We start from the raw sequence: 11,977 nt of genomic DNA, 5'->3' as shown, positions 1-11,977 counted from the left end.
CGCATCTTCTGGCATTTACAATTGATACCGTAGTTTTTGCACAGGGGATGATCCGGCGCTTCTGAAATTCGGGCTTTGCACGGGCCGCGGCCATGGTGGATCATCAGGTGTGACAGATCGGTCCAGCTTTCGCGGGGGAATAAGGCCATCAGGTCTTTCTCTATCTTGTTCGTATTCTTTTTCTCTTTGGTGAGCCCAAACCGATTTGAAAAACGTTTTACGTGTGTATCAACCACAACACCAACGTTTATTCCAAATGCATTCCCCAACACCACATTTGCTGTTTTTCGGGCGGCACCGCGAAGCTTTAGTAAATCTTCCATGTTCTGGGGGACTTCCCCGTCAAATTCCTCCACCAAAATTTGGGAAGTCTCTTTTAGTGATTTGGCTTTGTTGCGATAGAAACCTGTAGAACGAACCAACTCTTCCAGTTCTTCCAGCGGAGCATCCTTCATCAATTCCGGAGTTGGGTAGGTCTCAAAAAGGTCAGGAGTGGTTTTGTTTACTCGGACATCCGTACACTGCGCACTCAAAATGGTGGCGATCAGCAGTTCAAAGGGATTTCTATGATTCAGCTCACAATGCGGATTGGGATAGTGTTTGCAAAGCTCATTCAAGATTTCCATAGCCCGCTCTTTTTGCTTTTTTGATTTCTTAGGGAGCTTTGGAAGTTTATTTTTCTCTTTCGCCATGTTCAGTGATCAGTTTTCTGTAAACAGTTATCAGTGCGTTTGAAGGTATCATTTTACTGATAGATACGCAGATTGTTTTCGCCACTAAAACACGAAGGCACGAAATTTAGATTACTCTTTTAGTGGTTTTCAAATTTTACCTTTTGTGCTTTAGAGATTTGGTGGTAAAATTCCTTGTGGGATGTTCCACATTCGATGTTCTATTCCTTATCTTTGAAGCTCAAGGAATTTTGAACTGTAAACACCACACTCATACATGTCGAATTTAGACAACCTGGATAAAATTGTATCGCTGGCGAAAGCGCGGGGCTTCATCTTTCAATCCTCAGAAATTTACGGCGGACTCAGTGCCGTATATGATTACGGCCCCCTCGGTGTAGAATTAAAACGAAACATCCGCGATGCCTGGTGGAAGGAGATGACCCGCTGCCATGATAATATTGTCGGGATTGATGCAGCTATTTTCATGCATCCGAAAGTGTGGGAAGCAAGTGGTCACGTTGGTGGATTTAATGACCCGATGATCGATGACAAGCAGTCCAAAAAACGCTATCGTGCAGATATGATCATTGAGCAGCACATCGAAAAGCTGCGAAAAGATGAGAAGCATGAAGAAGCCAACGCCATTCAGGAAAAGCTGGATTCTTGCGGTTCCCGAAAAAGTCTGACCGAAGATCTGCACGAGATCATCATGGAAAATGAGATCCGGGCTCCTGAATCCGGCGCTTTCGACTGGACGGAAGTTCGACAGTTCAATTTGATGTTCAAAACCCAGTTTGGTTCTACTTCTACCGAAGAAGACGGTGTGTATCTTCGACCGGAAACGGCTCAGGGAATTTTCGTGAATTACAAGAATGTACTTGATACCGCCCGGGTTCAGGTTCCATTTGGGATCGCTCAAACCGGGAAAGCATTTCGGAATGAAGTGGTAGCCCGGCAGTTCGTATTTCGCATGCGGGAATTTGAACAGATGGAAATGCAATATTTTGTGAAGCCCGGAACCGATGAAGCCGAGTATGAAAAATGGCTCGAAAAACGCCTTGAGTGGCATAAGAAAATGGGAATTCGTGAAGAGAATCTAAGAACGGCTCCGCATCCTGAAGATAAACTGGCTCACTATGCAAGAGCCGCTGCTGATATTCAATACAAATACCCAATTGGCTGGCAGGAGGTGGAAGGAATCCACAACCGGACTGATTTTGATTTGAGCCAGCATGCCGAATTCTCGGGTAAAAAATTAGACTACTTCGATCAAAAGAACCAGGAACGGTATGTGCCTTATGTAATTGAAACTTCTGTCGGACTCGATCGCCTTACATTGATGGTTCTTTGTGATGCGTACCGCGAGGAAGAAGTAGATGGCGATACACGTGTGGTATTGAAAATGAATCCGAAATTGGCTCCAGTCCAGGTCGGTATCTTCCCGCTTATCAAGAAAGACAAACTTCAGGATCTGGCACACAAAATTGAGGAGGATCTGCGTGAGGAATTCTCAGTGATTTATGATGATTCAGGTTCCATTGGTAAGCGCTACCGAAGGTTGGATGAAGCCGGCACTCCATTCTGCATTACGGTAGATTTTGATGGGGTTGAGTCAGAAGGAGAGGATACGGTGACCATTCGCTACCGTGATGATATGAGTCAGGAAAGGATTCCGGTGTCTAAGATCGCGAATGTAATCAGAGACGGAATGAAGAACTGGAAACCGGAATGATCTTAAGATCCATATAACAGATGTATTTAAGGCGGGTAAGTTGTCCGCTTTTTTTTATCCCTGACATTGATGTTATTCAGGAAAGTTCTTCCAGCAATTTCTTGGCCCTCTCCAAATTCCATTCTTCGATCTCATTTTTAGGATTTTCCTGTAGCACTTCCTTTAATATTTGTATCGCTTTTTGCTTCTGACCGGACCGTTCATAGTGATGGGCAAGGTCAAGCTTAAAACGAATGACCTTCTCAGGTCTAAGTTCTATGGCTTTTTTGATGTACTCTTCTGCTTTTGCATTGGAGGCTCCATCTGGTAATCCTTTAGAAAAAATTCCGGCCGCAAAACGCTTAGCTGATCCTATATTGGCCACTTTACTGTTCCACACCCCTAACAAATGCCAGGCAGGCGCATAATTGGGGAGTAATTCCACGGCTCTATCAGCATGCTCTTTTACAATGTGCGACTTTTTAATGCGTGTATTTGAACCGGAGATATCAGAAATGCGGCCCTGTGCTACTGCATATACAAACTGTGTGTAACCATTATCGGGATAGAGCTCTAAGGCTTTCTCAGCATACTTCAACGATCTCTTGTAATAGTCTTCCTTTTCTTTTTCAGAATCCATGCGGAACCCTATACGTGAATAAAGCAGTGCGGTATTCCAAAGCGCTTCAAAATGTTCGGGATTTTCGTCGAGTATTTTGAGATAGGTTTCAAGTGCTTCTTCTTCCTTAGCCTCCTCAAAATATGCAGCCGCTTCACTCGCCAGTGAGTCTATGGAAGCAGCATCCTGAGCTTTTGTAAGATCAGGAATGATCAAGCAGATCATGATCACAAGAAAGAATCCTTTATTTAATAAATGGTGGGGCATAAATATATCCGTCAATTAGTTACAGTGTTTTTAAGAACTTATAGAAACCATAAGGAGTAGTTAGTTAACGTATTGCAGGGCTTAAATGTTCATTTGCAGCACAAGGATTAAAAAGCGAGGATAGTATAAATAATAGTTCTGTTTTTTCGGAGATTCTCTTTATATTTAAAGCCTTTTTGGGATAAGAAATTGAACGCATAAAATATCCAAATTCATGAAACGCACGTATCAACCAAGTAATAAGAAGCGCAAGAACAAACATGGTTTTCGCGAACGTATGTCTAGCAAAAACGGACGCAAAACAATTGCGAGTCGTCGCAAAAAAGGCCGTCATAAGCTAACCGTCAGTGATGAGAGAAAAGGAGCCAAGTAACCTTACGGGGTCTCCGGAACGTAATTTTACGTTACCTAAGTCTCATATTTTACGTGGCAGGCGAAATTTTGAGGAGCTCTTTTCAAGTTCCTCTCTCCTTGCATCACAAAACGTGAATCTTCGCTATACCACATACCCAAATACCGATAAAGAAATTCTTGTCGGTTTTATAGCTCCTAAAAAAATTGGTAAAGCTGTGCAACGCACTAAAACCAAGCGATTACTGCGTGAAGCTTATCGACTTAATCAACACATCATAACCGAATTGTCCATAACAGCTGAAATAGGATTACACTACGCTTTTATGGCACGTCGTACCGGCCTTACCTTTGAAACGGTTCAAGATGATGTGATTGTCCTTTTGGAACAGTTGCGCAAACGCTTGATGCTAAAAAATTCATTCTCTTAAAAATTTATACTTTTGGATAAGAACACAGCCACCGGATTTGTCTTAATATTTTTTCTCATGCTGGGGTGGTTTTATTTTACCATGCCTTCCGAAGAAGAATTAGCACAACAACGGCAGGAACAAGTTGTTCAGGACAGTCTTGCCCAAATTGAAAGAAATCAACAGGACTCGTTAGATCAAGTAGGTCAACCTGAAGAGCAGGAAAGCGAGCGCAGTGAGCCGACCATTAGTGAAGATGTTGATGATGTTCTTGAAGTAAGAGGGCTTTTTGCAAACAGTCAGGTTGCTGAGCGATCTGAAATTGAAGTAACTACTCCACTCTATACAGTTACATTTACGAATCGCGGAGCCGGTCCAAGTTCTTTTTTGTTGAATGAGTATGATACCTGGGATGGCCGTCCGGTTCAACTTATTGATGATACTACCCATTCTGCCTACAATATCGGTTTCTTATCTACCGAGAACTACAATGTAGAAACTCAGAATATTCTGTTTCGTCAGGTTACCCCGGGTAACTCCCTTGATATCGCTTCTGGCGAGCAGCGTGAAGTCCGCTATGAATTAGAGCTTGAAGATAGCCGTGAAGTGATTGTTACTTATCTGCTGAATGGCGATAATTACGAAATTGATGTGGATGTCCAATTTAAAGGACTTCTGGATTATGTGGTAGGAGGTGATATTGATTTTGGATGGACTGCTCCTCTTAACTTCACGGAAAAGGATCCTACTCAGGATGCACTCGAAACGGCTGCGTATGTGTATGCCGGTGGGGAACTCGAGAAATTTAAACTGGATGAAGCCGGTCGTGATGAAACCATGATCAACGGTAATATTGATTGGGTTGCAACGAAAACCAAATTCTTTACTCAGCTGATCAAGCCATTATCTCCAACCGATGCTGCATTGCTTACCGGAGAAGTCACGGGAGCTATTGATAATCCAAATACAGATCATAGGTATACATCTTCCATCAGAACCAACCTTAATGAACAAGGGAATGCGTCTTTTGAGCTCTATTTGGGACCTTTGAAGTATCGTGAAGTTACCAAGATAGACGATCATGCATATGATATGGTTGATGTGGGATGGAGCTGGTTGCGATGGTTCTCGGATCCATTTGTTCGTTGGATGGTCATTCCATTCTTTGAATTCATGTCAGGCTTTACCAGCAATTATGGAATTATCATCATTGTATTTGCATCCCTGGTTAAACTGGTGCTCTCTCCGCTCACCTATAAAAGTTACAAGAGCATGGCGGCCATGGGTGAACTTCAACCCCAAATGAAGGAGATACAAGAGAAGTACAAAGACAATCCGCAGAAACAGCAAAAAGCAACGATGGATCTTTATCGCAAGAATAAGGTGAATCCGCTCGGAGGCTGTTTGCCCAATCTACTGCAGTTTCCAATCTTGATTACACTTTGGCGGTATTTTCAGAACTCTATTTTGATACGTCAGGAAGAATTCCTATGGGCGGGCGACCTTTCAGCGCCGGATTATATTCTTAGCCTGCCATTCGAGATTCCTTTTCTTGGTGATCAGATTGCCGGTTTTGTATTATTGATGACGGCAGCTATGATGGTACAAAGTAAACTTACCGGTGGAATGAGCGGCGGTGGAGGAAGCAGTCCAATGGCCGGACAAATGAAAGTGCTACAGTACATCTTCCCGATCATGCTGTTGTTTATTTTCAATAATTTCGCAGCCGGATTGAGTTTATACTACCTTGTATTTAACGTACTTTCCATTATTCAGCAGTTTTTCATCAAGCGAAGTTTGCATGGTGACAAGGATGACAAAGAAGTAGCAAAAGCATAAATAGTTTTTTCTAATAAGAATGGTGTTAAGTGTTAAATTAAACTTGAACATCTAACATCATTCGTCTTTTGCTCAGTAAAGCCCTTTCACATTTTCCTCAGTTTCGATTCCGTGACGGAGAGAAACGTCTTTGGAATCCCATTCTGAAAAAGACGTTTGTCAATCTACCCGAGGAAAGAGTCCGTCTGAAACTCATTGATTTTCTTACCATGGAATCAGGGATTTCAGATTCACGCATTTCCTTTGAAAGTCCTGTTAAGCTGGTAGGGGATAAATCCAAATCCCGAACGGATATCATCTGCTATGACAATGATTTTAAGCCGTTATTACTCGTTGAATGTAAAGCCCCGGATATTAAGCTCGATGAAAAAGCGGCCATTCAGGTAGCTCGATATAACCAAAAAGTAGGAGCACCTTTCGTATTGGTAAGCAATGGAACGCTGGATTTTTGGTTTAAAATTGAAGATGAGCAGGTTATTTCGCAAGAAAAAATCCCAAAACCCTTCAAACCGATGAATGAAATTCAAAGGCCACTTACTTATTGGGAAGAACGGGCGTTCGTTGGGCAAAAGTTAAAGCCTGAAGCCAAAGTGTTTGCAACAAATACCTGCACAGCGCTTTTTGGTGATCCGCATCAGCCTGTTAAATTTTTGAGTTTTGAAGGATTCCCATCGGAGTTTGCGCTCGGGCATTATTATCGAATCTTTGGAGTAAGGGAGAATGTGAAAATGGGAATTAGTATAGCAGCCAATTCCTTTGGAAGAACTAGATTAAATGTTGTGCTGAACGAAGCCGGAGCAAATACCGCTTTTTTTACAACCTCACTGGACCTGATCGCTGAACAGGAAAAAAAGAACACTGAAATTCATTCATCAAAAGGCAGATCAGAAATTGACCTGACCGATGAAACTGGCTTCGATCTCAATAAAAATATTGTGAATGTGATCCCGGAATTTCACCGTCTTTTGCTTAAACATTCCTGAGCCGTTTGGTCGATATTCATTGGGTATTTCTGTATCCTTCAGGTCCTAAAAATCATTTTAAACCATTTTATTTAAAGACCGATGATGCACCAAAAACACCGCGAAAAGCTATTCTCACTATTTGATGACGGACAACAAGGTGCCGTTTTTATTCAGGGTTCAGAAATTCTATATCGTAATGAAACGGATTATGAATACCCCTTTCGCCAAGAGTCAAATTTCTGGTATCTAACAGGAGTGAATGAACCGGAATGTGCATTGATCCTCGACTTAAAGACGGAAGAATACCACCTTTTTGTCCCAAAAAGAGATGCTCAATTTGCGGTGTGGCACGGATATGTGAAATCGCAGGATGCCTGGAAGGAGCAGTATAATCCGGACCATCTGCATTATACCAACGAAATTCTGACGGTGATGAATGAGATCAAACCGGACAAAGTATATTGCCTGAATGAAATAGATGCTGAGCTGATAGAAGACCTCGATCGTGGCTTTGAAGCAGATATAGAAACCCTTCAGGATGCGCTCACTTACTGCCGTGTTATTAAAACTGATGAAGAGCTGGAATACATGCGCAAGTCGGCTAAGGTGAATAACCTTGCTCATACCGAAGTGATGAAGGCCATCAAGCCGGGTATGTATGAGTATGAGCTAAAGGCTATCTTTACAAAAATTCAGTATCAACATGGATTGCAGCAAGATGCCTATAACGGAATTTTTGCAGGTGGAAAAAATGGAGCTATTCTTCACTATGTAGAAAACACCAGTCAGATAAAAGATGGAGACCTGTTTTTACTGGATGCCGGCCATGAATATCAAGGCTACGCATCGGATATCACCAGAACCTATCCAGCTAATGGAAAATTTACAGATCTGCAGGCAGGCGTATATGATGCGGTATTGAACGCCCTTAATAATTCTATTGAAAAAGTGAAACCCGGAGCGAAAATGGAAGATTTGCATCTTGATGCAGCCCGAACCATCATGGAAGGACTCAAAGATGCCGGAATCGTTAAAGGCTCAGTTGATGATATGATGGAAAACGACATTTTCGCATTGTTCTTCCCGCACGGATTAGGGCACTTCCTCGGTCTGGATACTCATGATGTTGGCGGTTACCCGAAAGGAGTGGAGCGCATTGACCGCCCTGGAATTAAGTTTCTGAGAGCTCGTCGCGATCTTCAACCCGGTATGGTAGTGACCATTGAACCCGGAGTCTATTTTATTCCTGCGCTGTTGATTCCGGCACTGGCAGATGGTACTCATTCAAAATATCTGAATGCCGAGAAGATCACCAAGATGTATGAATTTGGTGGAATTCGTATCGAGGATAATATCTTGGTTACAGAAGATGGCTATGAGAATCTCACTGATGTACCGAAAAAACGGGCTGAAGTCGAGAAATTGATCAACGAATAACGAAATAAACGAATAACGAACAGTGGCACGTAAAAAATTCGACATTCCTGAAATGTACCGTTCGCCGATCATCCGAAAGGTGAAAGAGGCGACCAAGATCATCGACCCGATGAAAAAAGATCTGGAGCCGACACTGCTCGATTTTGGTCCGGTGCAGTTCTACATTCCCCGCTTTTTTGGATTTTGCTATGGTGTGGAAAATGCGATCGATATTGCATATCGAACAGTGACTGAAAATCCCGATAAGGATATTTATCTGCTCAGCGAAATGATCCATAATCCCACCGTGAATGAAGACCTTCAAAAGAAAGGTGTGAAATTTTTATTTGATACGGATGGAACCGAGCGCATTCCAATTTCATCGCTGAACTCGGATGATATCGTGATCGTGCCGGCTTTTGGAACCACTCTTGAAATTCAGGAGCAGTTAAAAGAAGTAGGGATCGATCCTTATCAATACAATACCACCTGCCCGTTTGTGGAGAAGGTTTGGAAGCGAGGAAAACAGCTCGGGAAAAAAGATTACAGTTTGGTTGTTCATGGGAAGCATCAGCATGAGGAAACTCGGGCCACCTTTTCTCACAGTGCCGATCATTCCGAAGTGGTGGTAGTTTTAAATCCTGAAGAAGCACGGATTTTGGCTGATATCCTTACCGAAGACAGACCGCTTTCTGACTTTGGAAAATATTTTGGTCATAAATCCACAGAAGGATTTAGTCCGCTGCAAGACATGGTGCGATTTGGAGTTATAAATCAGACCACGATGCTGGCCACCGAAACTCAGGAAGTCATGGAAATTCTCCGTCAGGCGGCTATAAAACGATACGGCGAGGCCGACATCCTTGATCACTTTGCAGAGACTTCAGACACCTTGTGTTACGCCACCAATGAGAATCAGTCGGCAACATTGGCTCTGGCTGAGACCAATGCAGATCTGGCACTTGTTGTGGGTGGTTACAATTCATCGAACACCATGCACCTGGTTGAGATCCTTGAACACAAATTCCCAACCTATCATGTGCGGGATAAAGGTGAGCTCTCGGAGGATAAGATCCTACATTTCAATCAATGGGATAAAGCAATGAAGGAAACCGAAAACTGGCTTTCTTCTGACAAGAAACCTTTAAAAATAGCATTGACCTCCGGCGCTTCCTGCCCGGATATTTTAGTGGATGAAGTACTGCTTCAGGTCTTGGATTACTTTGAAGGAACCAAAGAGGTGGATGAAGTGATCTCTCCCTTCGAAGAAAAGTTGGAAACGGAAGAAGCTTAAATTTTTTGAAACTGTTAATCGTAATTCGTAGATCGGAGTGCCATTACCGAATCAACGATTAACCAATAACGAAGCCATGTGGATACAAAAAGAAATTCAGCTTTCCCCTAAATCCCGTGGCTACCATATTATCACAGATGAGATATTTCGGGAAATTCCGGAGATCAAAGACATTAAAACGGGAATGGCGCATATCTTTATTCAACATACCAGTGCTGGATTGACGATCAACGAAAATGCAGATCCTTCTGTACGCAGAGATTTTGAATCGCACTTCAACCGGGCTGTTCCGGAAGATACATCCCTTTATGAGCACACCCTTGAAGGAACGGACGACATGACTTCCCACATCAAAAGTTCATTGCTTGGTTCATCCGTTTCTATCCCCATTACCAATGGCAGATTCAATCTCGGAACCTGGCAAGGGGTATATTTGTGTGAACATCGGAATCGGGGGGGATCCCGTAAACTGGTGATCACCTTAAATGGTGAGTGAATTTTATATTCCTTTTCGGATTCTCATTAGCCGATCGAGCGGACTTAAGTTATCAGCGAGAGGAAGATGGTCGTGATGTTTGTTGGAATACTTCACTTCTTCCGTGGAGAAGAATGCTTCAGGGTCTATTTCCTTTACGATATCAAACACTCTATTTAGTTTTTTTCTCTTTAGTACGGTGAAAATAATTGTAACGTCATTAAAGCCGCCTTTGGCATCTACGCTGGTTACTGCCACTCCGGCTTCTTTCAGCGCCTCAATAATATCATGTGATTTTTGCAGCGTTATGATCCGAACCAGGACGGTACCTACTTTCATCTTGTCTTCAATATAAAGCCCCATAAAAGTACCTGCTGAAAATCCGGCAGCATAGGCAATGTAATTCACCCAGTTATCAAGATTGGTGAGCAGTTGTGATACCACGATTACCCAGATCAACACTTCGAAAAAACCCAGCAGGGCAGACTCCCATTTGTATCCGCGGGATACCATGGTTATTCGAAGTGTACCGAGAGATACATCAGCAATACGGGCGAAAAAAATTATAGTGGGAAGAAGTAAGGCAGAAAGCTCAGGCATGAGAGAGATTTAAGTGAACACAAAAGATACTAATAATATACTTTCACTTTGAATGGGATATATAGTTTCAATTTTTTTGAGAAAAAAATCTGAAGTTTCACCAAAAAAGGCACAAAAGAACAACTAAATAATTCTTGATAGTGGAGCCTAATAAACCTTATCTTTAAGCCTTGGGCAAGTCCTATACAGCCAGCTCCCTTTGAACTCCGTCAGGGCGGGAACGCAGCAGCGGTAATTTGGTCGTAGCGGTGTGATATAGGTCGCTTGCCCATTTTTTTATTTTGGAAACTGTATTCCAATAAAAAACCCCGCGCATAAAGTTATGTACGGGGTTTTTTAATTTTAGGCAGCAGTAAATGGTTTACATGGTCTCAATTGGGACCGGCACTCGGGTAGTGCCCCAGTGAAGGTTTAAATGAGCTTTGGTGTCAGACAACTCATTGAAGTAAATCTCGAACCATTCAAGATCAGAGCCTTCGACAGGCTCTGCGGTCACACGAACCACATCTTCTGCTTCATCATATTGTGTTCCCCATGAAAGCTTGCCGTTAAGAATGATGGTCCATTCATCAGTTCCGGGAATAGTGTAAAGTGAATAAGTTCCGGCTTCTACTTGCTCCCCGCCAAACATCACATCATCAGAAAAGGTAATTGCTGTTGATTCATTAGCACCCGTTCTCCAGACACTGCCTATAGGAGCTAAGGCAGTATTGTCACCAAAATACCCCCGGTCTTTAAGTGCCGGGCGACCGTAAGTGACAGTAACTTCAGTCGTACCGATAGTCTGACTTATCGACGCATTGGGACTTGCCCGGTTGCTGTCATTTCCCCGTTCTTGTGCAAGGACGTTCTCTGAAATAAAGAATGCAGTAAATACTATCAAAAATGTAAGTTGTATTAGTTTTTTCATTGTACCGTAATTTAAAGGTTATCAGTTAGATTCAAACAAAGATGCATCAATGCCCGGAATTATTTTGAGGGCATTCTTATAGTACACTTTTTCTAACACTTCATCGGGCAAATCCAATCCATACATTTGCCAAAAGGCATGGCGGCGCCGGAAATAATCAAAATACTCATCATCGCTTTCAAGCACTCTGAAATAGGTGTGGAATTCCACAGGCCGATATGTATCTTTACCAAATAAAATTCTATCCTGATATTTGATGAAGAATTCCTTGGCAAATCTTGGCTGCCGTCCAAGTTCAGCTATGATTGCAGCCGTTTCGGTGTATACATTTGGGAATTCATCGAGATGTTCGCCAAGCCGGGCAAGGTCGTTAGCCATCCAGCCAAAATGCGCATTGATGAAGGTAGTTTCAGGGTGCTTTCGGAACACATTCCATTGTTCCTGCA

Annotated in this window: 13 protein-coding genes and 1 other RNA gene; 9 read left to right on the top strand and 5 right to left on the bottom strand. The window is 42.7% G+C overall.

All coding sequences use genetic code 11. The features are described from left to right. Window positions 1-692: endonuclease III (gene nth / locus VFM80_RS09630; RefSeq protein ID WP_395071616.1), on the bottom strand; the 692-nt coding region annotated here is incomplete at its 3' end. 256 nt (window positions 693-948) lie between these two features. On the opposite strand from nth, the gene VFM80_RS09625 reads away from it, so the two are divergent. Further along, window positions 949-2,406, top strand: coding sequence for a glycine--tRNA ligase (locus VFM80_RS09625; RefSeq protein WP_395071615.1), 1,458 nt, complete (start codon window positions 949-951; stop codon window positions 2,404-2,406). 76 nt (window positions 2,407-2,482) lie between these two features. On the opposite strand, the gene VFM80_RS09620 is transcribed toward VFM80_RS09625, so the two are convergent. After that, window positions 2,483-3,271: a tetratricopeptide repeat protein gene (locus VFM80_RS09620; protein ID WP_395071614.1), complete on the bottom strand. Its 789-nt coding sequence runs from the start codon at window positions 3,269-3,271 to the stop codon at window positions 2,483-2,485. A 214-nt stretch (window positions 3,272-3,485) separates the two neighbouring features. Here VFM80_RS09620 and rpmH point away from each other — a divergent pair, with 214 nt between their 5' ends. From rpmH to VFM80_RS09585, 7 genes are all read left to right on the top strand, one after another. After that, entirely contained in the window at window positions 3,486-3,644 is a 159-nt protein-coding gene (gene rpmH, locus VFM80_RS09615) for a 50S ribosomal protein L34 (protein ID WP_103664365.1), read from the top strand. After that, the gene (locus VFM80_RS09610) at window positions 3,622-4,053 is read left to right on the top strand and encodes a ribonuclease P protein component (RefSeq protein WP_395071613.1); all 432 of its coding nucleotides are present in this window, start codon (window positions 3,622-3,624) and stop codon (window positions 4,051-4,053) included. Before rpmH ends, VFM80_RS09610 begins: the two co-directional genes overlap by 23 nt. A gap of 12 nt (window positions 4,054-4,065) precedes the next feature. Then, entirely contained in the window at window positions 4,066-5,871 is a 1,806-nt protein-coding gene (gene yidC, locus VFM80_RS09605; protein WP_395071612.1) for a membrane protein insertase YidC, read from the top strand. 68 nt (window positions 5,872-5,939) lie between these two features. After that, on the top strand, window positions 5,940-6,854 hold the full coding sequence (locus VFM80_RS09600) for a type I restriction enzyme HsdR N-terminal domain-containing protein (RefSeq protein WP_395071611.1): 915 nt from the start codon (window positions 5,940-5,942) through the stop codon (window positions 6,852-6,854). A gap of 81 nt (window positions 6,855-6,935) precedes the next feature. Next, a complete protein-coding gene (locus VFM80_RS09595; RefSeq protein ID WP_395071610.1) occupies window positions 6,936-8,273 on the top strand; it encodes an aminopeptidase P family protein in 1,338 nt (445 codons plus the stop codon). A 52-nt stretch (window positions 8,274-8,325) separates the two neighbouring features. Next, on the top strand, window positions 8,326-9,546 hold the full coding sequence (gene ispH, locus VFM80_RS09590; RefSeq protein WP_395071617.1) for a 4-hydroxy-3-methylbut-2-enyl diphosphate reductase: 1,221 nt from the start codon (window positions 8,326-8,328) through the stop codon (window positions 9,544-9,546). A gap of 76 nt (window positions 9,547-9,622) precedes the next feature. After that, window positions 9,623-10,042 (top strand): secondary thiamine-phosphate synthase enzyme YjbQ, encoded by a 420-nt coding sequence (locus VFM80_RS09585; RefSeq protein WP_395071609.1) that lies wholly within the window; start codon window positions 9,623-9,625, stop codon window positions 10,040-10,042. A gap of 3 nt (window positions 10,043-10,045) precedes the next feature. Here the strand turns inward: VFM80_RS09585 and VFM80_RS09580 are convergent, their stop codons facing one another. Then, the gene (locus VFM80_RS09580; RefSeq protein ID WP_395071608.1) at window positions 10,046-10,621 is read right to left on the bottom strand and encodes a DUF2179 domain-containing protein; all 576 of its coding nucleotides are present in this window, start codon (window positions 10,619-10,621) and stop codon (window positions 10,046-10,048) included. A gap of 172 nt (window positions 10,622-10,793) precedes the next feature. Between VFM80_RS09580 and ffs the strand changes: the two genes are divergently transcribed. Continuing rightward, window positions 10,794-10,894: signal recognition particle sRNA small type (gene ffs / locus VFM80_RS09575), an RNA gene on the top strand. A gap of 88 nt (window positions 10,895-10,982) precedes the next feature. Here the strand turns inward: ffs and VFM80_RS09570 are convergent. Further along, window positions 10,983-11,531, bottom strand: a complete 549-nt coding sequence (locus VFM80_RS09570; RefSeq protein ID WP_395071607.1) for a DUF2911 domain-containing protein — start codon at window positions 11,529-11,531, stop codon at window positions 10,983-10,985. A 21-nt stretch (window positions 11,532-11,552) separates the two neighbouring features. After that, on the bottom strand, window positions 11,553-11,977 hold a 425-nt coding region (locus VFM80_RS09565; protein WP_395071606.1), incomplete at its 5' end, for an amidohydrolase family protein.

It is taken from the genome of Gracilimonas sp. (genome assembly GCF_035704785.1).
In the GTDB taxonomy this organism is placed as follows: Bacteria; Bacteroidota; Rhodothermia; order Balneolales; family Balneolaceae; genus Gracilimonas.
Note: the sequence above shows the minus strand (reverse complement) of the source record. Positions and strands in the feature narration are given on the sequence as shown.

Coding starts and splice junctions, on each gene's coding strand:
- VFM80_RS09620 (WP_395071614.1), bottom strand. CDS start 3,271: ATGCCCCACCATTTATTAAATAAAGGATTCTTTCTTGTGATCATGATC.
- VFM80_RS09595 (WP_395071610.1), top strand. CDS start 6,936: ATGATGCACCAAAAACACCGCGAAAAGCTATTCTCACTATTTGATGAC.
- VFM80_RS09580 (WP_395071608.1), bottom strand. CDS start 10,621: ATGCCTGAGCTTTCTGCCTTACTTCTTCCCACTATAATTTTTTTCGCC.
- VFM80_RS09570 (WP_395071607.1), bottom strand. CDS start 11,531: ATGAAAAAACTAATACAACTTACATTTTTGATAGTATTTACTGCATTC.
- rpmH (WP_103664365.1), top strand. CDS start 3,486: ATGAAACGCACGTATCAACCAAGTAATAAGAAGCGCAAGAACAAACAT.
- VFM80_RS09625 (WP_395071615.1), top strand. CDS start 949: ATGTCGAATTTAGACAACCTGGATAAAATTGTATCGCTGGCGAAAGCG.
- VFM80_RS09610 (WP_395071613.1), top strand. CDS start 3,622: ATGAGAGAAAAGGAGCCAAGTAACCTTACGGGGTCTCCGGAACGTAAT.
- VFM80_RS09585 (WP_395071609.1), top strand. CDS start 9,623: ATGTGGATACAAAAAGAAATTCAGCTTTCCCCTAAATCCCGTGGCTAC.
- ispH (WP_395071617.1), top strand. CDS start 8,326: ATGTACCGTTCGCCGATCATCCGAAAGGTGAAAGAGGCGACCAAGATC.